The organism is Nostoc sp. FACHB-280, from assembly GCF_014697615.1.
Classification (GTDB): domain Bacteria; phylum Cyanobacteriota; class Cyanobacteriia; order Cyanobacteriales; family Nostocaceae; genus Nostoc_B.
Genome location: NZ_JACJSD010000042.1, coordinates 41,214 through 63,811, shown reverse-complemented (window position 1 = coordinate 63,811; position 22,598 = coordinate 41,214). Strand labels below are relative to the sequence as shown.

Sequence of the window (22,598 nt, the reverse complement as noted above, 5' to 3'; positions counted from 1 at the left end):
AGACGGGGTGAATGTGTCTAAAAATACGCTTTGTTATTCTATCCGAGACACTTATAGTCTGAAAGCCTTTCATATCAGTATTTTCAGCTTATCTTGCCCCTAGTGACAGCTTCGCTAGATCCACGCCTACCAGCTAATTTTGTTTGCTTTCAAATACAAATTAATTCTCCAATCAAATCCGCTGCTCGTTCTCCATATTTTTGTTCAATAGCGTCCCTGTACGGCAAGCAATCTTCACTTAAAAAGTCGCGGATAAATAGAGAAAAATTAAATCCTCTTTTCGAGTCCACGTATTCTGCTAATTCAATATGAAACAACGATTTAAATTCATCCTCTCTTTGTTTGAGTGCTGAATATTTAGTTAAATTGTTGGCTTGGAAGATTGGTTCAACTGCTTGATTAAACAGTTTTTCCATTAAGATATCTTTCATATCTCTTTCTATATTTTTGTACCAAATTATACTCACAAATTAATAACTTCTGTAAAGCTGAATCACCTCTTTTTGTGCAGTTAAAATCCAAAATAACGAACATCTTACCGCCTGATGTCCCTCATCTTTCCCAAAATTTTTCGCTCTCCAACTCCAAGGAAAATGGTAAACATCCAGGATTGGCAGCCGCCCACTCGTTAGCTTCTGCAATTAAAGTTTCGTTACCCGAATCGAGGTATAATTGCATTTTGGCACGTTGCTCTAAGCGATCGCGTTCTTGAGTGCTGAGAATATGTCCCGTGATTACGCAGTATTGACGCACCTTAGCCTTAGCTTGGGTTAAAGCCATTAGCCGTAGTTTTGTCACTCGCTTGAGTTCCTCAATGCGGTAGGAAGCATCAGCAGTCTCGTCACCAACAGATGCACCGTGCAAGCCGTTGTTAGGGTTTTGGAGTGGTTGTTCTAGTGGAACCGCAGCAGGTATCGAAACTACACCCAGCCCGTTATCCTCCGTGTTAGATAAGTTTTGATTATCAACTTTTGACGACGTGCCGGAGCTACACAGGTATATAAAATCCTGATGAGAACTGAATTCATTTGATTGTAAAATATTTGTATGAACTGAATTCTCTAATTGATTACTGGTTTTATTTAAATTAATTTCAGCAGTATTAGAAGAATTTATGAATTCAACATTTTCCGCTTCCGCAGACTGGATTAGAGCTGAGTCTGACTGAGAAACATCGGGTTGTTCAACTACCTCTGCTGACGCCAGCCCTTGGAGGGCTGTAGCAGCAGGAGATAAAAACTTACAAAAGACCTTCATATAGAAAGAATGAACGTAATTACTTATTCCACAAGGATTTTGAGTATCGTGTTTTACAAATGAGCTTTGAGATTCGTAAAATTGCCCGTTCTCGCTTGATTCATAAGGGTTGAAGCTATTTTCTGCCCAAGGGTCTAAAATGTAGCGTGTGGGATGCCACAAATGTAAGTGCTTTTGTAGTGTCTCTTGAGAGACAGTTTTGTTAAAGCGGCGTTTATACTCAGCACGTATAGCTTTTGCCCGTTCAGTAGCCCCAACTGGTAACCCACTATCCCACTCTATTGCTGTTACTACTATCTGGATGCGTCTTTGGGCTTGTTGGCTACGTTCCCAGTTCTGCTGGTGGCGGCGGTCAAATAAAATTACGTTATCTTTGGGTTCATCGATCCTACTAACACCTGCTATGGCTTCTCCAAACGTATTAGCGAATGTACCCAACAGTCGTTCGGGATAACTAACGTATGCACTGTACCATTTGTTACGAATTGTGCATTCTACCCAATGCCGTACTCTAGCTTCGATTTCATGTTGGTGTCGGCAATATTGCTTATAGCCAGGGGCGTTGATTGCGGTGGAGAGGCAAAATTCGACTAATTTATTGCCTCTTAAGTCTAGAAAGACAATTCCGTAGCCTGCAAAGATTTGTAGGAGGGTGTTTGTTTGTCCTTGTCCCGTCCAACCGATCGCAATTGTTTCTTCCCAGTTGGCACGCCACTGTGCAGCATCAGCAGACTCTTGCTTACGATATCTCTCCTGTGAAATTTCTTTTTTGGCTTTGTTCGCTACCCGTTTTAATTTGGTTAAATCTTGCCGACTGGCCGCGCGATCGCAATAGTCGAGGAAGATAGAAACGGAATCGCTAATTGGTTGTAAGTCATCATCAAGTAAAAATGACCCACTACCCGGTTGCATGGGACAACGGATGGCTTTGTAGTTGGTTATTTGTTTGGCGCTATATGGTTTAGTGTTGGGGAAGATTTCTAGGTGTCCTTGACGCAGGATAAAGCCTGCATTTCTCAAGGTAATTTCTAAGGCGCAGGCTATAGCAAAGGTTGGCAGGGGAGATGCAAAGTTTAAGATCAAATGATAACCACCACTAAAGCTGGACTGGAGAATGACGATATCGACTATGCCAATGTCCTCTAGTGCGGCTTTGATGCGATTTATAGATTCAATGTTATGGTAGTCGCCAAAACAGTCTAAATCGATTGTGGCGTAACGGGTTGTGTTGTCAAAACGCAGACCTACTAATTTTGACTTATCTTGGTGCAGCTTCCACAGTTGGGAAGGTTGCAGGTAATGGTCGATAGTACGCCATGCTGGTTTTGCACCTTCTACTAAAGAAGGGGCAACTATCGCCCCAAATGGATGCCAAAAACGCTCTACGTAGCGTTTACCCAAAGATTCTGCGGGTAGGTGGGGTTTGATTTTCTTTTTTGCAGGCTGTGAAAGACTTAATTGGGGCCTGTTATCAACATCTGCCCCGAAATCTTCTTGGAACATGAGTGACTGTCCTGATGGTTTTAGTGCATCAGGTAGCCTCGCTGTTGATCAAAATGTGTTAGCCTAAATTTGAAATTTTTGTTTTATTAAGAAGCGGTTGGTTATCCGCTTGTTGGAGGCGACTGGTAATCGTCTCATGGTTGAAAGCAAACAGAGGTTATACTTGTTTAGGCTTAGACATACGTAGGCTTAGGCTAAGATTTAGTCCAACACGCTTCACCAACAACAATGCGGCTACCCAACTTTTTTTTGAGAGATTTTTAAGTACGTCAGTTCTAGCGAAGTTGTGACTAAATCTAGAAAATAGTTTTGGAATAAGAATGCAAAGCTAGTAACACCTAAAAGTGTCACCAAAAACTGACAGAGGTTAGTACAATGGGTGAAGATGAAATTACACTCCACCAACGAATTTAAAGACAAAAAACAGTCAAATATATCCATACGAGTTCAGCACCCAAAATATGAACTCGTACTGCAATCAGTATTGAGATGCTAATCTATTAGGTAACGTTAAATTGTGGGATAAATTCTCTGCTAGATTAACTGCTCACAGCTACCTATGCAGCACGAATATTATCCTTTTTTCTATTTGTAGACACTTCCATTGCTTTCATTTGGCTCTTATAGTCCTCCCAAGTTTTTTCAAATACGTCAGATTCATACATCCGCAATAAAACCTCCTCTTTATCAGTTAAATTTGGTAGTTTTAACAATTCAGCTAAAGATACCTGAACTGGAAAAACATCTCTAAACTTTTCCATTAAGTGAAGAATTCTTGCTCTCTGTTCCGCAGATGGTTCATCTTGCAAATCCGCATCAATCTGTCGCGGACGTAGATTCACAATTTCTAGGTTCATATTTACTAAATTCCTCAATCCAAACACAACAAATTCATTAGTTATACCAATAACACGCCCCACAATTTCCAACTCTGTCCGCAGTCTTTCCTTAAATTGATATACTTGACCAACTTGGAAACGCCGAAACGGATTGCGATCGCCATTCCGCATCCAAGCGATACCATCACTTATACTACCTATCTCGTCTGCTTCAATCAGGTCTATCACCTGGTCACAGATATCTTGATTGCAAACGAACTTGTACGCTGCATCAATACTTCGGTTAAATTCTGCCTCCAGTGCAACAACTGCCTTAAATTTTTGCAGTTCCCTTAATTGAGAAATATATTCAAATACTTTCTTACCCTTGTGATAACTGCCAACACTTATCCTTAGATTCTCTGAAACCTCTCGAATCACAGGTTTACCTTTCTTTAATTGAAATTGATTCTCATCTATCGAAGTGTTCAAATTTGAATACTTCGTTTCATTCAAACGACGAGCGCTTTCCCTCTGTCTTTCTTTCGCTTGGGGACGAAGTACACTCTCCCAGTACTGCCCTTCGTGAAATTTTTGGTAATGAGTCTTTCCGCCTTCGCGGTGGAGATTAAAATCAAGCACTAATTTCAAATCTTCTTCAGGCGAACTAGACTCGACAAATTCTACTTTAACAGCAGAAATTCCCAACTGGCGGGCTATCTGCAAACGACACTTACCTGCTAAGACTACATTTACACCAGTGCGTGCAGATACCTTTAAAGATTCCAGAATCCCTTTTTCCGAGATACTTTTTTCTAAAGCGGGACGAACCTCATTTTCACCGTATATTTCTATCAGCTTCGGATGAACAACTAACTCCGCAGGAGAAATATATACAATTGCCGGACTATGCACCTCAGACATATTGATACTCCGGGTCACAAATTGCCTAAAAAAGATAAGTTCAATTTTGAAAAGCCTGAGCAGAAAGCAGGAAAACTCAAGCAGCAGGACTGATGGCACTTTCTACAGTGAAAGTGATATTATTAAAAAATAATTAATTTTTGTAAATAATGAACAATTAATTATCAAACAATCTCCCGAAGAGAATTTTTGCAGTAGAAAACTATTATTATTAACCCATTTAAAACCAATTTCATTGAAGAGATATTTTTTGGTGTTATTTTTGGGAAAAATACATCTACCGAAAGAAAGATTTGTAAAACTGGCTAAACTCATGATATGATGTCTCTAGTTAATTAAATTGACAAAACAATGTTCCGCCTTGTTTTACTAACAGGTGGGCTTGTTTTCTCCTCAAAGCCCTGGTGCAAACAGGGCTTTGGGTGGGTTTTTAGAAAAAATGAACGCTACAAAAAGAGTATATCAGGCTTCATTCCATTTGGCAAAATTGTACAGTAAAGAGGGGTAAATTTTTAGATGCCTCATCTTCAGATATTAAATTCTCTTGAAAAACAAGCACTAGAACACATAGCGGCAACGAGCAGCGATGAAGTTAGCAAAAGAGCGAAAATTCTGCTAGGGCTAAACGAAGGCAAAAAATATGTAGCTTTAGCCCAAGAGATTGGTGTAACCGAAAACTCAATAGCAAAGTGGAAGAAAAGATGGACATCAAGTACCATCTTGTCAGAAACCCAGGAGTCGGCGATCGCAAAAGCTAATGAAGTATTAGGTGTCAACGTAGGCAGACCTAAGAAGTGCAAAAGTACAGAGGCAAGCAAAATTGTCGAAATCAGCGAATGGAGCAAGAACCGAAAACCTAGTCGCTCAAAGCACCACTACCATATGCAGGTAGCAGAAGAAGCCGCTAGGAGAGGTTTACCAACACTATCGCCAAGAAGTATAGGACGCATTTTAGAAGCTCAACCTTAATAGAAAGAGTCATCAAGCAAGTATTATCCTATCCCAAGGGAATAGTTTTGCAATCCCAGTTTTTACCGAGGCTTTTCACCAAATTTTAATTCTAAGCAAGCATTTCCACACACTCGACCACTTGAGCAGAGGTCACTTGTTGCGCGATCAGAAAGTCAACGAGTCCATCAAGTTTTTTACGGTTATAGACGGTAGAATAGCCTTGAATTCGGCGTTCTTTGCAGAACTGTCGCAGCTTCCGCGCACCTAAATCCAAAAGCTTCTTCCTTTCTTCCTTAACGTCTACCAGCACAAGCTGTCTGGCTTCATCTACAATCCCAGTTTCAACAACTGGCGGCGCAGTTTCAATAATGGAAGATTCTGGTTTAGAAAATTCTTCCCGAACAGAAACAGCATTAACACCAGTCAAATCACCATGAGTTTCCAAAACTGGCAACTCTTCAGGAATCACCCCAACGCTATTACTAACTTGAAGTGATACTGATTGAGCAGGGACAAATATCACACAGAAGATTGGGAAGACCATCAAAAACAACTCGATTGGAAACAAAACATCGTTAACAGATTGCACAAAAGGCGATATTGCAAAAGCAGACATAATGTGGTTCCTCCATGAATTACTGATGGGCGGCGTTATAGCGACTTACCACCCAGTAGCGGGGGAAACCCCCGTACTGAGTGAAAGCTTTTATACGTATCCCAACTGATAGCAGGAGGAAGGAGGGTAAATTGCCTTTTTAAGCAATTAGATGAAGTAAGTTTTCCAAAATTTGCAGTTGTTAAATTGGAGAAATTACAAGTTCAAGATACAGAAATTGCAAAAATGCGAAATGCGATTTTTCCGGCTTGTACTCGCAGCTTTGAGAAACTTCCTTATTCATCCCAGCACTCCAAATTTTTTACTCTTAAGGTAGTTAACGTAGCTAACCAAGTTGTAGTTATATCTGAGTTCTTGAGGAACGAAAGTTGAGTAAGGATGCAGTGCTACACCATCACGGCGAAAGCGATGACAGGGCGCATATATATCAAAAAAGATAGATATTTCATCACCATCAACTTCGATTTGAGCTATGCCATTGAGTTCCTTTGCAAACTCTAAAACTCGTCCTGATGCTACGTAGTCAAAGACCACTACATTTCGAGTACGGAAATACTGGATGTAAGAAAGAAGTTTTGCTTCCATACCAAGCTCAAGCAGTCTGTCAGAATGTTTAAGCAAGATACCGGAATAGGAAAAAGAAAACCTACGGTTAGCATATTCATCCCACAAGATAAGATTGCCGTAAAATTTGCAAATATTCGCTTGATTGGACGATATTTCTCTATTTAAATTTTCGACAACAGCATCATCTTCAAATGGGAACAATGCCTTACGTTCATCCCATTGTTTATCTGGACAGCAACCATTCTCAAACCATCCATGTGGATGAATCCCACAAACAATATTATTGGCACCATGCAGTAATTTACACCCAGCACATACTTGTAAATAGCAAGAACTAAATTCTTCGCTATTAACTGCATTAATATAGCGTCGGTGTATATCTAAATGCTCCTCTAAAGCTTCATAAGGTAAAGGTTTATATGAGGAGAATGTTTGTCCAATTAATCTGTCTGGATCTGTTTCATCATAGATTACTGCCAAGTCGTCAATTTGGTGAGAACGTAGTTCTTCGTAAAGTACGATTTTCCGATATGGTTCTTCCTCAAACCTACAAATAACCAAGCACTTTGAATCAGGATGTCCCTCAAAATTCATCACCGTGTAAGTGTAAATTGAAGGCAGACAATCAGATTTTTCAGAGTTTTCAGCTTTTGTTAATACAAGCGGTTTTATGTCAGCTATTTTTGCAGTTTCTCTACTCGAATTAGTTTCCTCCGATTCTTCAACAATGCTGAAGAAAGCACCGCCCAAGGAAGCAAAAATAATTCCGGTAAAGCCCAATACAATAGCACCAGTGCCAATATAGGCAATTTGTTCAGAGCGTTCTTCCTGAACTATCGGGAATCCGCCCTTAGCTAAGTACAATAAGCCCAAACCAGAAAAAGTTGCTACAGTGCCTAAAGCAATAGCAGTTAAAGACACCATTCCAAAAGCAGCATTAAGGTTTCTCAAGCAACTAAACACAAACTTCTTCAACATCATTTATCCCTCCAAAATGCAGGTCACAAGATTTTTAATTACTCTCGCCCCGGCACAAATTGGGATTTGCTGAGAACTACACCACTAACCTACCCCTTACTCTATTAACAATTCCACAACTATTTAATAGATATGTACTCGTTAATTTTCAGTCTCAGTAGTAGTTTCATTCCCAATGGTGATAGCAAGAATCGAACTTGCTTTGTTGCTTAAAACAACAATCTACCCGAACTGAAATATCACCAAATCACAATATATAGAAATAACATATCTACTTTCCAAAAGTCCAAGTATTAGTTTCGTTTAATTCCAATTCTTCAAAACAGTTAACAAAACTCGGAAAGTGAAAATATCTTAGCGGCATCCGAGATATTAATAGTAAAGAAAAATTTTCTAGTTTAGCTAACTGTTGTAATCTCAATAAATCATTGCTAAAACTATCGCTAACAAAGTGCAATCTATCAAAATTATCAATCACAAGTAGTCTATTGAATCCTTCAGATAATTCGGTTATTATATTTTGCCAATCCTGCTGGTAGTACAAATCAAAACTCATAGGAATAACATCAAAGAGATGAGCCACACTAAAAGGATATTCAAGATTGAGATAGACAGACTTTAAAGTAATATCTTTAAGTAAACAGTTTTTAACAGTAAAAGTCTTACCAATATCCTGTTTACCCCATAAATTAACATTCTTGCCTACATTTAGTTTACCAATCAACCAAGTATATTCTTTATAACGTAACATTACTATTATCCTTTAGATAAACTACAATTTGTTTGAGATTAAATGTGTGATTTTTTGATTGTGTCTTTCTAAACTTTTTCTAGAAAATTGGTTAGATAGAATAAAATTATCTAATAAAAAATCAGGTGATTGTGAAAGTCTTAACAGCACACCATCATCACCACTACTGCGATGATAGTAATGAACAACAGGTGATTGGATAACTGTCAGGTTATCGTTACGAATTGCTCGTCCTGTAACTAGCCCATCCATAATAAATTTAGCGGCAGCAGCTACATTATCACTATCTCGTGCAAAATTTTTGAGATACCAATGAAACTCAATCCACACTGTACTATCTAAATAAAATTCGCATTCTCTAACAAATTCACCAATTAAGTTTGTCCAGTACTTCTTAAGTTCAGCACTCGCTTGCCAACTCGACCGTGCCTGGTTAATAATTTCGTTCATACAAGGGGGTAAAGGCATTGTTAGTTCAAATATCATCTTCCTCACTCCCTTTCAAGCTATTTAAAAATTCCTCAACAACGTTTCTAAATTTCTTGTATGACCTACCATCTTGACGGGATAAATTGAATACTGCTTTGACAATTTCATCAAGTTTATAGCCCTTTTGATGCAAATTCATAATTGAGTTTCTTGCTTCTTCGTCAAGCTGCACCTTAAAACTAAAACTGCCCTCAAAATCAGTCTTAGATTGCTTAGTTTTAGTAGCAGTAGTGGCTTTAAATTTACCATTATCATTACTACTACTCTCGCCATACAGACTAGCGACAAATTCATTAAAATCTAACCCAGATTTCCATGCTGTATAAGGATCGTTCTGGTTTTTTGCTTCTAAGAGTAATTGCTGAAAGTATTCAGGGTCTTCATCGTCAGCAACATATAAAGCTTGGAGTCGTAAAACTTCAGTCGTCTTGTACAAAAAATCACCGTATCCCAGCAAATAAACTGCACGCTTGTCTTTATCGTCACCCAGGATAATACAACTGTCTTCAGGACGGGTTGTAACAAAGGCTGTCTTCGCTGGAAAATTTGAGCGAATCAATGGGTCTATCACGTTTTTGTCAGGTCGCTGGGTATATAACAATACATGAATCCCCGCACCACCCGCTTTTGCAAGCAACTTCATCAGCGCAGTCTCAATGCGATCGCAATAATTATCATCAGAAAGTAAGTCAAAACACTCGTCAATTAGACAAATCACTCGTGGCATGACACAATCAGGTGCAAACCGTGAATTGTACTGTGCGATCGTTTCAATACTGCTGTGGCGCTCAAATTCCTGGTAGCGCAATTCCATTTCTTCGACCAAGTAATCAAGTAAGTTAGCGGTAGACTCTGCATCACGCGCAACTGGGGCTACAAGATGGGGAAGCCCATCAAATTTACCAAAGGTCACGCGCTTAACATCTGAAAGTGCCAATCGCACAACAGAAGGGGGATATCGTCGCACTAAGTATAAGATTGCGGCTTTCTCAAACTGCGATTTTCCACCCCGCGTCCGCCCACCACCCAGGATATGAGTCACGTTATCGCTATAAAGGGGGATTTCGACATAAGTGCCATCAACATCAACACCACCGGGGATAGACACCGAATAAATGTCAGGTTCGCCGTCAAAAGTAAAGTAATCACGAAAATAAGCAAATTGTCTGTCTAACCGAGGTATGTCAAATACAACTCCCCCAGGCACTACACTCACCATTGGCGCAACTTTTAAGCCTAATTCTTCACCAAGCTGCTGTACTAAGTCATTACCTATGTCTTCTACTTTCTTGTAACTAACACCCCGTCCCAGTTTTACCCTAATACGGTTAAAAGTAGGGCCATTTTTGGCATCAACATACTTAGCATTAATATTAAAATCTTCTAAAGTATTAACTAATAGTTTTCCGGCTTGCCCCATAGTTAAAAGATTTGAGTTAATAATCTCATTATTAGCAATTTCACTATTTAAATATTTAGGTTCTTTTAAAAGAATTGAGCCATTACCTGTCACTTTTAAATCTAATGGTTTACCTGTGGCACGCGCAACAAGCACTGCCGTTCGACAGCAATAGTTTTTAATAAAGTTATCTCTCGATTTATTTGCTAAATCAGTAAAATAACCAGTTTCTTTATTGCTCAAAAATAAATTATAAAGATTCTCCTGAACTACTTTATAACCAATCTGCTTGAGATAAATATTTTTGATTGATTCTATATATTCAAATAAAGATTCTATTGACGAGATGCTAACTATCTCAATCATTTTTTGATATACGTTATTTTGCTCCCATTGTGATGGCATTCGATTGAGATGGATATATTCAAGTGCATAACGTACAAACTCGTACTGATTTAAAGTACAGTGTTCTGCACATATTGATAATATTTCATCATCGTTTGTACCTGCAATTACTGATTCGTATATTACCTTAAATAAAAATTCTAAGTTAAATTCAACAACTGGACGTGATAATTTTGCTCTAAAGTCAATCTGCTTTAAAACAGTTTCAGCATAAGAAACCATTGCGTCCGGTAAAGCTTCCCGTACATTCTCTATAATCTCTTCATTGTCTAAACCATCTTGTTTTGCCTGCACAATTGCAGTCCAAAGCTGTTGTTTTTGAAATTCAGTATTGTTGTTATCAGTATACAGTTCCAACATTGTTTTTTCAATTATTAGAATGATAAAATTGAGTTAATGACTAAAAAAAATGACTATGAAAAATTGGAATAGATGGAGTGTAGAAGAAGAACAACTTCTTGCCGAAGCAGTTACAAAATGCTCAAATATTGATGAAATACATCAGGAATATTTTCCATATAGAAGTAGAAAATCAGTAAAAGGAAAACTGAGCTTACTAGGATTAACACTTGAACCACAATGGACTCTTGAGGAAGAAAAAATATTACACCAGCTTTACTCTGAGCTATCACCAAAGCTGATACAATCTCGTTTCATGCCTCATAGAACTCTTCCTGCAATTCATGCCAAAGCACAAAGACTTAACTTAAAACAACGCCATAGATGGACAAGAGAAGAAGAAAGATACCTCAAGGATAACTACTTAACTCAAACCTATGAAGAAATAGGTCAAAAACTTGAAAAAGATGAACCCGCAGTAAGAGCAAAAGCTCAAAAAATGAAGCTCAGAAAGCTTGCATCATATACAGTTAATCACAAATATTTTAACACTCCTAATTTAAAAAATTGCTATTGGGCTGGATTTTTAGCAGCTGATGGATGCATAAAATATTCAAATCATGGGTATATTATAGAAATTGCTCTAAATGAAGTAGATGTAAGACATTTGGAAACGCTTCGTGTAGACCTAGAATGTAGCAATAAGATATGTAAAATGTCTAATTCGGCAAAATTAAAAAAATTTCCATCTGGTAAGAAATATATTTGCGGGACAGCTTGTAAACTCAGATTTAACAGCAAAGATATATGTGAAGATTTAATCAGCATATTCAATATTACACCTAGAAAATCACTAACACTATGTCCACCACCACTAGAAGATGAGCAATTAATCAAAGCATTCATTATCGGATTAATAGATGGGGATGGTGGAGTAAATTTGTTTAAAATTAAAGGAGAAATTAATAGCATAGAAATTGATCTCACAGGAACAAAAGAAATACTAGATTGGGTAAAATACTGGTTTGATATTTGGGTTCCAAATACACACTATAAATGTGCCAATACTAAGAAAACTGATTCAAAAGCATATAGATATCATGTAGCTGGAAGTCGAGGTATCAAACTATGGAAAATGCTTTATCAAGTAGAAGTACCGAAATTAAAACGTAAATGGGATAAACCAGTACCATATTTTAGTTAATGCTCCTATATTTTTCTAAATTTTTCTGATAAACACTTCTAAGTTCTGCAAGTGATTTTTGTGGCTGTGCGTAATTATTGCAAGGAAACGAAGCCCAAATTCTACCTACTTTGCATACAGCAGTATCAAACCTTCCTGCTTCAATGTCACTTAAAGCATTATTACGACGAATATATTCAATTGCCATCTTGTCCTGAGAAGCTGGACTAAAATCTTTTAAGTTTAACTTTGGCTGAAGGTCATACCAACTTATATCCAACATTTGATAAGCACCAGCCGCAGTTGAACAAACATTTTTACCATTAATAGGAGCGCACTGTTTCTTTAACGGGTGTGTAGAAAAATCATTAAAAGTTCCGTTAAATACTAACTTGCGATAACTTTCTGACTCACTGGTTCCTGTTTCTGCCCAACGAATTGTTGCTAAAAAAGCACTCAACCGTGGTGAATAAAGATGTGGTGAGTAATCACTTGTATTAACTCTGCTTCTTAAACTATTTGACGACAATGAAGAAACACTATTACCTTGAGAAATTGAGAAATAAATGCCTAAAGTAATTAAAGAAGCAGTTGACAAATGAATGGGTTGAAACCGGGATATAAATTGACGACGAGGACTGAAAATCAATCCTGCTAAACCACCAACAATAAACCCAAATTTCCAACTATCAACTGCCTTACCGAAACTACGCACTTGACAAACAGTATCTGCACCCTTGGATACCAATCCACATGGCAATGAAGCTACTCCATAGGAAAATGCAACAGAGCAGGCTGCACCAACTACACCTGATATAAAAATCGGTACAATTTGCATTGCTCTTGCCAATAACCAAATAACTTTCAACGGTTTGCTAAATATTCGTGTAAATAAGGGCGGGGGTTCTGCGGTACACCATTAATCTGAACCTCAAAATGTAAATGTGGCCCCGTCGAAAACCCCGTACTACCTACTGCTGCAATCATCTGCCCACGGACAACAAGTTGTCCCTGCTGTACATACAGCTGACTGGCATGACCGTAGAGAGTAGATAAACTTCCCTGATGCTGAATAACAACTGCTTTGCCGTAACCATCCTTGTCACCCGCAAAAACTACTCGGCCAGCATCAACTGCATAAATTGGCGTACCCTTGGCTGCGCCAAAATCAATTCCCCTGTGAAACTTGCGATCGCCTGTAATGGGGTGTGTCCGCCAACCAAATTCACTAGTTACAGGAGTACCAGCCGCAGTAGGAAAGGCAATTCGACCGTTATTTAAAACCTTATTACTAACAACAGTTCTAGGTAGTATTAGATTCTGGAGAGATTTAACCAGCAATTGAGATTCAATCCATCCAGAAACCTGGGGAATGACCATAGCTGCAATGACAACTGAGGTTGCGATCGCATATCTCCAACTTTCACTCGAATTAGTATCGGCTGTCTCATCCAAACTAGTTACAGTCGAATTACTAACCTCCTTTTTACCGTCAGTTTCAAAGATTATTCGCATTGTCTCAACGCCTTTTTGCATTAGCAGGAGAAACCTGCCAACAACCAATCTTTGCAGTACTCAATACTTCCTCAAAATCATTCTGAGCTACACGGCAATCAGGAGAATTTAGGCCATCTCCGGATGTTGCAGATTCCTTAACTTTAGGGGAATAGCGCGTAGAGACAGGATTAGAAGATATATTCACACTAGGTGCAGCAGTAGAAACAGCAGTCGGCGATAAAAATTGAAGCTTTTGTGCCAACGCCACAGCATTACGCCAGTTATAAAACTGCAAATACCCCGGTTGCAAGATATCTGCAATCCATACCAGCAGTACGAACCAAAAAATTGCCTTTACCCACATTAATCCAATTGCTTAACCACAGGCAGGGCAAAAGATGGAACTTCCTTGGGTACAACTTCAATCTTCTTCCCAGCTGCATATCCTGGCCCGGTGTAACTGCCATTAAGGAGAAAATTCAACAGCATTATTAATAACCACACTCCTACAGCAGCGACACCCACAGGAGATTTAATTACATCTGATAAAAAATATACTGGATACCAGCCAAATCTCCAGGGATTTTGTGGATGTAACCTATGTGCTTTCCAAGTCTCAATGTAGGGAATTTCTATCTGAGGAACCCTGGGCTTATAGGCAGTAGGTGCATTGATATACCTAACTTCTACAGGTTGAGTATCATAAGTGGTCATAGGAGAAACGCTAGGTTGCTGATTTACCATTCCTCCTTGCTGTACCTGCTGCAACATATTTTGCAACCGATTGGCAGGCACAATTGCTCCACCTTCAGAATAATCAACATCAAAATTACGGCGTTGATTTCTACTCATAATATGACCTCAAATTAACTAACTAGCTGGCGGGTTTATTATTTATTTGGGAGTTAGTATCTTCCCAAAAATCTTCATCTTGAAGTTGAGCGTAAAACTCTTCTGGAGATAACATTCCAGGTTGATTTTGCACTCCATCTTCAACAAACTCACTACTATCTACTCGCCCTAATCCAGAAACAGCAGAACGAGGAGAAAATTGAACGACATTTTTAGCAGAAAACTCGTTATTGAATTTCATCCCAGGAGGCGAAACTGGGGGGATTAAAGAAGGCTGAATATCAGTATTAGAAACACCAACATGAAGTTGTTGATTGCCAGAATTTCCCAAGCGATCAGATACTTCATCTGTTTCTTCAACTGCATTGTTATAGTCAGAAATGCCCCAATTCAAGAAACAAGCAAACCCTGCCAAAAATATAACTGCACTCATCCAATGCACTTCTGAATTGGGAGATGGCATCATTTCAACCGTTGTGCGAGTTGAACCTTCCAGGGTAGTACGAATAGGGGTACGTTTGACTGCCGCTACAACATTGAGCGAACACAAAGCTATGCAAATTATCGCAGCAGCAAACTTAACATACATGACATCACTCCCCTGATTTATTAACAGGCTTTCTATTAGGAATTGGATTAGGTAATGGCTTTTTCATTTGTTGGAGATATATTCGCCTTTGCTCCTCTTTCTGGCGTATTTTCTCGCGGATGTCTGCCACCTGTGCCATCTGCTCTACTGGATCTAAATACCCCCGCGCCCGTAATAACTGCGCCTGTGCAAGCGAGTATGGTTCTTGAGCATTCCTAATCTGAATTAGCATTTGATTGAGATCGACTGATGGTTGAGATTCCAAATTCTGGGCGTAATCAATCGCCTCTAATTTACCCAAGATCAAAACAGCAGCAGCCCCGGTTGGTATCTTCTCCTCAACTTTCGTACCATCGGTTTTGCGGTATCCCCAATAAAAACTATTATTTCCAGAAGCCGCTTCTAGTAAAACATCCAGCGAGTTGAACTTAACTATTTCCAGTGCTGGCATATAATGAAGGCGGTAAAACCCAGATTTCTCATTAGCTTGCATTCTGGATATTTCACCCCGCAATTGCTGTCCCCACAATGCCGCAGCTAACTGTCGCCAGCCTGTAAGAGTAGGCGCACCTTCTAATGAGGAGTAACTGGACAGATGGTCTATATTGTAGTCAGTACGGGAAAGCTTTTCTAAGTACACTTCTCGAATTTGGGCAACTTGCGCCTTTACTTGCTGTACCTCCGATATCTGATTACTTGGAATTTGTTGCTTCCATCCAACCATTAATGCAACCGCCCCAATAACAGACAGCGCACTAACAGTCGAACAAACCGTCCACAGGGTGACATTTACCTTTTGTCTTCTGCGACTTGGTTGTTTATTTCGCACAGGTGTAGGAGTAAACATACTTTACCCCTCACGTATTATCAACAACCAACTGCAACTGAGGGCGCTTGTTTAACTCGCGTGCGATTGCAATTCCCGCACCACCCACAACTATTCCGGTTAGTAGCAACAGAGGGTGCAAGGCAAGCGTGGCCCCCACTCCTAATAGCTGTCCCACCATCCCAGAAACACCCAGGTTCATTAACAAACCACCTGCTGTGTTAACCAAAAAGTCAAATGCTGCACTCATACCTGCTCCCTGGTAAACCAAATAACTACTAGTGCCAGAATCAAACCAACTAATTCACCTATGCCTACACCCACCAAAATTGGCTGGATGCTGTAAATCTCCTGTTTATCCTGCGTTGGGGGAATCGCTACCCATGTCCCAACCACAGTACCAGCTACTACCGAAAGTAAATTTATACCAACTGCTTGGGTAGATGTTTTTCTCAAATTAAGTAAACTCTCATCTCGTATTCGATAGCAGATAGGTAACATCTGAGCTACTATTTCTTCGGAGATTGCCCGGTTTTCGGCTGCGAGGACTTCAACTGTCTCGGCTGCGGTGTCGATGTACCGACCAACAGAGGATGAGTCTCTTCCCCCCAGTTCACTTTGCCGAAAAAATCGTTATCAATGCGCGAATTGATTCGCTCTTGCGCCTGGTCGTAACCAGGTGGAACGGAAGTATTACCTTCAGCAAGCGAACTACTGCCATGAAAAACAAATTCTTCTAGAGCAAGTGTGGAAGATTCAAGCACCACTTTATGGCGTAATTCTCCTAACTGAATTCCTCTGTCTGCATCCCGGTACAGTATTCCTACAAAACTATCGGGGGAAGCTTGTTCTGGATCTACGCCAAATCGCTGTTTAATATACTCGCGCTTATCGAACTTATGTTCGCCTACTTCTGATTTGCGATCGCGCATTGTAATCAAGTGCTGGGCAGCTTCTTCTAGGGACATACCTTCACGAGAAGCTATCTCTTTAAGTTGAACTAATTGCTGTTCGATTGTTTCATCAAGCGTATCATTTGGCTGCAAAGCTAAATCTAATAACCGACAGCAGGTACGTACCACATCAGGCGACACCTGCAAAGTCTCTGCCACTTTGTTGATATGCTTCATTTCGCTCAATTCTCCTAATTACTGATTGCACAATTGGGTTGTTTTTTTCTTCATCAGATATATGCTTGGTCAAAAAGTTATAAAGGGTTAAGTCATTAACTTTTTGTAAATAAGCATCTAAGCCACCAGCAGGAATTACTTGCTGTAAATATTCCTTATACGTCAACCGCCGAATTTTGGTAGCAACATAGAAAACATCAGCAATCTCAACTGTTGCCGCATCAAAATATCCTCCCCGCTTTCGCGGTTTTACTATACCGGCATAGGGATACCACTTTTGTAAAGCAGAGATTGAAATCCCGTATCTTTCGGCAAGTGTTTTTTGGGTGTAGATAACGTTTTCACATATCATCAAACTCAATTCCAAGTAAAAGACAACATCAATGAGAAGCGAATTAAACTAGCACATTACTAAATTGCTTGTAGATTAAAAAATAATTTACCAAATATGCCAGTTTAGTACAGGTATAGCTCAACTCAAATACATCTATATTTCAACCTATCTCCAAATAAACTGCACACTAGCCAAGTTACATACTGCCTGTTGATAATGCAAGCACGTTTGTATATATGAGTAAAAAAATGAAAAAACAACTTTTTTGAGAAAAAAGCACTCTAACAGAAATTCATAGCCAAAAGTGAAATGATTTACATCAAAATCAACTGTTACTTTTCTATCTGTAAAGTTTCAGGTTTAATCTTGTAATGCCAAAATTTTAATAACTCCAAATACAGGATGTTTGTCAAATCTTGAAGTTATTTGATTGCAAGTTGCTAAAACAATGGGTTTGATAGCAAAATGCCACGCTTTACCATAGTCTGAGATTAAAATATAATCGTCTGATATTGCTGCGTTTCACGGACAGCTAGTGGTAAAATTTATAACTAACACTAGGTGAGAAGTCCGGTACTTTAGGTGTGTATGCTATGGCAGCAATGCCTTTCGGATGATAAAACGCAAAGTGCCATTGTACTTATGTAGGACAAAATGCCAGCAATCAACCTTGAAGCCGGACAAATCGTTCGGGTACGCTCCCGACAGTATCTTGTAGAAGATGTAGTTCTTGGGCCGTCTGCTGAGGAAGACACCTTAGTTCGCCTTTCGTGTCTAGATGACGATGCACTAGGAGCTCCTCTGGAAGTTTTGTGGGAGAGAGAAGTTGATGCTCAGTACATAAGTGCAACTAATTGGGATGTAGTTGCCAGCCGAGGATTTGACGATGCACGGCTATTTTCTGCTTATCTGCACACATTGCGTTGGAACTGTGTTACCTCAATAGACCCAAAATTATTTCAAGCACCTTACAGAGCTGGAATTGAGGTAAAAGCTTATCAGCTAGAGCCGCTACGTAAAGCTTTACTGATGCCTAGAGTGGCTTTGTTTATTGCTGATGATGTTGGTTTAGGAAAAACCATTGAAGCTGGGCTGATCCTGCGTGAAATGTTGATGCGCCAAAAAGTGAGGCGCGTGATCATTTCCTGTCCCCCATCGGTGGTACGACAATGGCGCGATGAAATGGAGAGCCGATTTGGACTCACTTTTATGATTTTTGATCGGGAGTTTGTTGCCTCCCGTCGCCAAGAACGTGGCTATGGAATTAACCCTTGGACAACGCACAACCGCTTTATTATTTCTCATGCGCTACTCCGAGATGAAACCTATGCTGCACCATTACGTGATTGGTTAGGTGATTTTTCTGCTGCATCAATGCTGATACTTGATGAGGCTCATAACGCCGCCCCAGCAAGTGGTGCCAAATATGCTGTTGATTCTCAACTGACACGAACTGTCCGTGACTTAGCACCTCGGTTTGAGCATAAGCTGTTTCTGTCTGCCACTCCCCACAACGGCCACTCTAACAGCTTTGCCGCATTACTAGAAATTCTTGACCCACAACGGTTTTGTCGAGGCGTACCCGTTCGCAACCCAAAACTACTTGATACTGTGATGGTAAGGCGATTAAAACGCGACCTCCGGGAAATAGGAGAAGATTTTCCTAATCGCCAAGTTATTCCCATAGTTATTGATGGGCTACCTGCAAATGCTCCAGAGTTAAAGCTGTCTCGATTGTTACAAGAATATCGCCAACTACGTGAGGAGCGGTTAAAAGATACATCCAAATCCACTCAAAAGTCAGCGATGCTTGTTGTCACTTCTCTGCAAAAACGCCTACTCTCCTCTATCGAAGCATTTGCTAGAACTTTAAAGGTGCATCGTACTGCAATTGAAAAGCAAGCTGCTTCTACTTCTAATACAACTAAATTGTCACGTAATTTACCGCTACTATGGGAACCTCCAGGTGCTGATGATGACCGCGCTGAACTGGACGAAATAGAAGTACAGGCAGAAGAAGATGCTCAGATGATAGCAGCGACTAGTCAAGTTACGACCTCTGCACTTACAGCCCGCGAACTAGAACTACTAGAAGAAATGTCTGAGACTGCAAATGCTGCACGTTATCAGCCAGACCCCCGCATCAAAGAACTAGAAAATTGGATTCGTAGTAATCTGTGTCCAGATTTGGGCGAACCAGGGGCTACTTGGAATGACCGCCGAGTAATTATATTTACTGAGTATACAGATACAAAACGTTACCTCCAACAACAATTAGAAGCGTTGATTGCAGGCTCAGACCGAGAGCATGAACGTATCGATGTATTTCATGGTGGTATGAGCGAAGAACGTCGAGAAGCAATCAAACTTGCTTTTAATACTGACCCGTCTCGTCATCCTCTACGTATCCTTATTGCCACCGACGCAGCACGGGAGGGGGTAAACTTACAAAATAACTGTGCTGATTTGTTCCACTTTGATGTTCCCTGGAATCCCAGCCGTATGGAACAGCGCAACGGGCGGATTGACAGAAAACTGCAACGATCGCCTATTGTTCGCTGTTACTATTTTGCACTGCCACAGCGAGCCGAAGACCGAGTATTAGATATCTTAATTAAAAAGACAGCAACTATACAAAAAGAACTGGGTAGCCTTTCGCCAGTAGTAGAGAAGAATTTATCAAGATTGCTGGAAGGGGGGATTCGCCATGAACAAGCAAATTCAATTGCTGAGGTGATTAAAAAAGTAGACCAGTCTGAAACTCAAGCCAACGCTTTCTCCCAAGTAGTTGATGAAGAACTGGAGGAAATTAGACTCAGGAAGGAGCAATTGGTTAACCAAGTAGCACAACTTCAAGAAATGCTCAAAACTTCCCAGGATTGGTTGGGATTGGATGACCGCCATTTTCGGGATGCTATTTCCGCTTCCTTGGAAATTTTGGGAGTCAGTTCGCTTGCACCTGTGGATGCTAATGAGGCAGCTAATGACCCTACTACTGCACGTTGGATAGTACCATCTCTTAACCAACGCTTGGGAGCAGACCCCACCTGGGCTAGTACCCTTGATACCTTAAGAATACCGCGAAAACACGGTCAAAAACCTTGGGAATGGCGGCGGGAAGCTCCTATTCGTCCGGTAATTTTCCGTGACTCAGGTACTTTGGATGGCGATGTAGTTCACTTGCATTTGGAACACCGATTGGTACAGCGATTGCTGGGACGCTTTTTATCGCAAGGTTTTACCCATGATGAATTAACTCGTGCTTGCGTGTGTCTCACGGATGAACCTTTACCCAAAGTGTTAATTTTAGGACGCTTATCTCTATATGGCGATCGCGCTACTAGATTACATGATGAAGTAATTGCTGTGGCTGCGGAGTGGTCAGACCCAGTAACTAGAGGGCGTAAAAAGTTACAAGCTTTACCAGAAGGACAAAAAGATGATGTTTTAGCTTTATTGGAAACTTCCTTAGCTTCTCCCCGATTGCGAGAGGTTCCCACATCAGTAAGACAACGCTTATGTCAAGCTACATCTCAGGATGTGGGAGAGTTGACACCACATTTACACAAACGCGCAGAGGTACTAGCTGAACGCGCTAAGAAAAAGCTGACAGCAAGGGGACAAAAAGAAGCTGAGGAAATGAAGAAAATTTTAGAAGAACAACGCGATCGCATTTTCAAAACTAAACAAGAAACCGAACAACCCCTACAGCTGTCATTATTTCCTGAAGAAGAGTTGCGTCAGTTAGAAGCAGACCGTCGCCATTGGGATAAGCGGCTAAATATGTTAGCCCAAGAGTTGGTACGCGAACCAGCACGAATTGAAGCAATTTATGAAGTGAAGGCGGTACGGGTCGAGCCTGTAGGTATAGTTTATTTGTATCCAGTTAGCGGTTAATTCATCAGTGCAGCCAGCAACGTTCTGACCACAACTTCCAATTCTTCAGTGACTCGATAAAGGTTAATTGCTTGTTCAATACTTTGTTTTTGTCTATTTAATCTACCAAATTGCCAAACATTACCTGTAGTTACTGCTCCTAATATTTCAGCTTGTGTAGAATCAGTCCATTTATCGAGAGCTATCATCTCAGTGGCTAGTTGTATAAATCCCCTATTTATATCTGCTTGCTTGGCTTCAATCACAATTAAATTTGTTGTTGTTCGTAGATAATAGTCCAAATTACCTTGGAGTTTATTATCAACTTTAATATTATATTCTATTCGTAATTTAGCGTGGGAATAATGAATTAAATCAGTAACAATCGGTGCAATTAAAATTTCCCTGCGAGTAGCTTCGTTTTCTAAATCTACAAAAGGTAATACTTCTTCAATTCGTTGTTTTAGTTCGGCAAGTCTGTCTAATGAGCCTGAATATTGTGGTAATTCCAGAAATTTACGCTCGAATGAATAACCAAATTCAGCTACTAAATCATCAACTGCAAACCCTAATTCAAAGTAATTGCTAAAAGTATATGAGCGATTTGGGTCTAGTAATGGTGGACGACTCATAAAATTTCTCCAATCCAGCAAATTACGTTTTCTGCTAACTTATGTAAGCGAGTGGGGATATCATTTACTATAAAAGTTTGCTGGTTGGTAGTTAAATCAGTTATGGATGAATTCATCTATTTAAATTTATGACTTATGCTGAAATTTTTTCAACAGAAACTTGATACATAATTGTCTCTTTTAATGAATCTGCTGCAACTGCTGCAATAGTTTCCCAATCTTCTTGTTTCAACAACACCGCCAGCAATTCGCGCAGTATCTCTCGATTAGAGATAAACTCTTCGCCATAAAGTTCATCTTTTCCTAAAACAATGAGTATCTGTTCTCTGACTTCTGGTGTAGGTAGTCTTAATCTTTGAAGTAATCTATCTCTTGCAGTTTTTACCGCAATTTTTGTAGCTGTTCCTAAATTCCAATTATTCAGCAGCAACCGCACTTCTCGATTAAGAGAAACCCGTAAAGTTGTTAAACGTCCTAAAAGTTCAAAGTTAAGCATGAGGTCGCCAAATCCAGAACCCCAATCCAATCCAGCACCAATATTACCACCCACTTTATCTTCTGCTTCTACAGCTTTTCTCAACCATTTTTCATCAAATAATAAATCCATCGGATTTACTGCATTTTCTTGATTAAAAGTGCTTTGAATATAATTAGGTTCTTCCTGATTCATTAACTTCACCTC

Annotated in this window: 23 protein-coding genes and 1 tRNA gene; 3 read left to right on the top strand and 21 right to left on the bottom strand. The window is 39.8% G+C overall.

What is annotated here, in order from left to right:
• Positions 1-149: 149 nt before the first annotated feature.
• The 3 genes from H6G75_RS25125 to H6G75_RS25115 all read right to left on the bottom strand — a co-directional run bounded on the left by H6G75_RS25125 (position 150) and on the right by H6G75_RS25115 (position 4,502).
• Positions 150-431, bottom strand: a complete 282-nt coding sequence (locus H6G75_RS25125; RefSeq protein ID WP_190982645.1) for a hypothetical protein — start codon at positions 429-431, stop codon at positions 150-152.
• 121 nt (positions 432-552) lie between these two features.
• Complete coding sequence (locus tag H6G75_RS25120; protein WP_190982644.1) at positions 553-2,760, bottom strand: hypothetical protein; 2,208 nt, start codon at positions 2,758-2,760, stop codon at positions 553-555.
• Positions 2,761-3,317: 557 nt separating this feature from the next.
• Positions 3,318-4,502: a hypothetical protein gene (locus H6G75_RS25115; RefSeq protein WP_190982643.1), complete on the bottom strand. Its 1,185-nt coding sequence runs from the start codon at positions 4,500-4,502 to the stop codon at positions 3,318-3,320.
• A 516-nt stretch (positions 4,503-5,018) separates the two neighbouring features.
• Here H6G75_RS25115 and H6G75_RS25110 point away from each other — a divergent pair.
• The gene (locus H6G75_RS25110) at positions 5,019-5,471 is read left to right on the top strand and encodes a helix-turn-helix domain-containing protein (protein ID WP_045873776.1); all 453 of its coding nucleotides are present in this window, start codon (positions 5,019-5,021) and stop codon (positions 5,469-5,471) included.
• A 91-nt stretch (positions 5,472-5,562) separates the two neighbouring features.
• Here H6G75_RS25110 and H6G75_RS25105 read toward each other — a convergent pair whose 3' ends face one another.
• The 6 genes from H6G75_RS25105 to H6G75_RS25080 form a co-directional block, all read right to left on the bottom strand.
• Positions 5,563-6,069, bottom strand: coding sequence for a hypothetical protein (locus tag H6G75_RS25105; protein ID WP_190982642.1), 507 nt, complete (start codon positions 6,067-6,069; stop codon positions 5,563-5,565).
• A 279-nt stretch (positions 6,070-6,348) separates the two neighbouring features.
• Entirely contained in the window at positions 6,349-7,617 is a 1,269-nt protein-coding gene (locus tag H6G75_RS25100; protein ID WP_242051635.1) for a hypothetical protein, read from the bottom strand.
• 173 nt (positions 7,618-7,790) lie between these two features.
• Positions 7,791-7,858, bottom strand: a tRNA-OTHER gene (locus H6G75_RS25095).
• Between the two features lie 27 nt (positions 7,859-7,885).
• Complete coding sequence (locus H6G75_RS25090) at positions 7,886-8,365, bottom strand: ATP-binding protein (RefSeq protein WP_190982640.1); 480 nt, start codon at positions 8,363-8,365, stop codon at positions 7,886-7,888.
• 21 nt (positions 8,366-8,386) lie between these two features.
• Complete coding sequence (locus H6G75_RS25085) at positions 8,387-8,851, bottom strand: hypothetical protein (protein WP_190982639.1); 465 nt, start codon at positions 8,849-8,851, stop codon at positions 8,387-8,389.
• Positions 8,841-11,018: a DNA translocase FtsK gene (locus H6G75_RS25080; RefSeq protein ID WP_190982638.1), complete on the bottom strand. Its 2,178-nt coding sequence runs from the start codon at positions 11,016-11,018 to the stop codon at positions 8,841-8,843. Before H6G75_RS25080 ends, H6G75_RS25085 begins: the two co-directional genes overlap by 11 nt.
• A gap of 55 nt (positions 11,019-11,073) precedes the next feature.
• On the opposite strand from H6G75_RS25080, the gene H6G75_RS25075 reads away from it, so the two are divergent.
• Entirely contained in the window at positions 11,074-12,201 is a 1,128-nt protein-coding gene (locus H6G75_RS25075; RefSeq protein WP_190982637.1) for a hypothetical protein, read from the top strand.
• On the opposite strand, the gene H6G75_RS25070 is transcribed toward H6G75_RS25075, so the two are convergent.
• Genes H6G75_RS25070 through H6G75_RS25025 form a run of 10 tightly spaced genes read right to left on the bottom strand, consistent with a single transcriptional unit; the run spans position 12,194 to position 17,426 of the window.
• Positions 12,194-13,018, bottom strand: coding sequence for a lysozyme (locus H6G75_RS25070; protein WP_190982636.1), 825 nt, complete (start codon positions 13,016-13,018; stop codon positions 12,194-12,196). The two genes, H6G75_RS25075 and H6G75_RS25070, sit on opposite strands and share 8 nt — an antisense overlap.
• 26 nt (positions 13,019-13,044) lie before the next feature.
• Positions 13,045-13,695, bottom strand: coding sequence for a M23 family metallopeptidase (locus tag H6G75_RS25065; RefSeq protein WP_190982635.1), 651 nt, complete (start codon positions 13,693-13,695; stop codon positions 13,045-13,047).
• A 4-nt stretch (positions 13,696-13,699) separates the two neighbouring features.
• Positions 13,700-14,041: a hypothetical protein gene (locus H6G75_RS25060; RefSeq protein WP_190982634.1), complete on the bottom strand. Its 342-nt coding sequence runs from the start codon at positions 14,039-14,041 to the stop codon at positions 13,700-13,702.
• Entirely contained in the window at positions 14,041-14,529 is a 489-nt protein-coding gene (locus H6G75_RS25055) for a hypothetical protein (RefSeq protein ID WP_086834080.1), read from the bottom strand. The genes H6G75_RS25060 and H6G75_RS25055 overlap by 1 nt, the downstream gene beginning before the upstream one ends.
• A gap of 22 nt (positions 14,530-14,551) precedes the next feature.
• Complete coding sequence (locus H6G75_RS25050; RefSeq protein WP_190982633.1) at positions 14,552-15,118, bottom strand: hypothetical protein; 567 nt, start codon at positions 15,116-15,118, stop codon at positions 14,552-14,554.
• Positions 15,119-15,122: 4 nt separating this feature from the next.
• Positions 15,123-15,965 carry a phage terminase large subunit family protein gene (locus H6G75_RS25045; RefSeq protein WP_190982632.1) on the bottom strand — a complete coding sequence of 281 codons (843 nt, stop codon included), beginning with the start codon at positions 15,963-15,965 and terminating at the stop codon, positions 15,123-15,125.
• A 10-nt stretch (positions 15,966-15,975) separates the two neighbouring features.
• Positions 15,976-16,194 carry a hypothetical protein gene (locus tag H6G75_RS25040; protein WP_011316696.1) on the bottom strand — a complete coding sequence of 73 codons (219 nt, stop codon included), beginning with the start codon at positions 16,192-16,194 and terminating at the stop codon, positions 15,976-15,978.
• Complete coding sequence (locus H6G75_RS25035; RefSeq protein WP_190582573.1) at positions 16,191-16,445, bottom strand: hypothetical protein; 255 nt, start codon at positions 16,443-16,445, stop codon at positions 16,191-16,193. Before H6G75_RS25035 ends, H6G75_RS25040 begins: the two co-directional genes overlap by 4 nt.
• Positions 16,446-16,453: 8 nt before the next feature.
• The gene (locus H6G75_RS25030) at positions 16,454-17,074 is read right to left on the bottom strand and encodes a hypothetical protein (RefSeq protein WP_242051634.1); all 621 of its coding nucleotides are present in this window, start codon (positions 17,072-17,074) and stop codon (positions 16,454-16,456) included.
• Positions 17,028-17,426 carry a hypothetical protein gene (locus tag H6G75_RS25025; RefSeq protein ID WP_190982631.1) on the bottom strand — a complete coding sequence of 133 codons (399 nt, stop codon included), beginning with the start codon at positions 17,424-17,426 and terminating at the stop codon, positions 17,028-17,030. The genes H6G75_RS25030 and H6G75_RS25025 overlap by 47 nt, the downstream gene beginning before the upstream one ends.
• A gap of 636 nt (positions 17,427-18,062) precedes the next feature.
• Here H6G75_RS25025 and drmD point away from each other — a divergent pair.
• Positions 18,063-21,305, top strand: coding sequence for a DISARM system SNF2-like helicase DrmD (drmD, locus tag H6G75_RS25020; RefSeq protein ID WP_199338013.1), 3,243 nt, complete (start codon positions 18,063-18,065; stop codon positions 21,303-21,305).
• On the opposite strand, the gene H6G75_RS25015 is transcribed toward drmD, so the two are convergent.
• Together H6G75_RS25015 and H6G75_RS25010 are read right to left on the bottom strand one after the other, a co-directional pair.
• A complete protein-coding gene (locus H6G75_RS25015) occupies positions 21,302-21,916 on the bottom strand; it encodes a hypothetical protein (protein WP_099070241.1) in 615 nt (204 codons plus the stop codon). The two genes, drmD and H6G75_RS25015, sit on opposite strands and share 4 nt — an antisense overlap.
• 133 nt (positions 21,917-22,049) lie before the next feature.
• A complete protein-coding gene (locus H6G75_RS25010) occupies positions 22,050-22,586 on the bottom strand; it encodes a hypothetical protein (protein ID WP_190982630.1) in 537 nt (178 codons plus the stop codon).
• Positions 22,587-22,598: the final 12 nt, after the last annotated feature.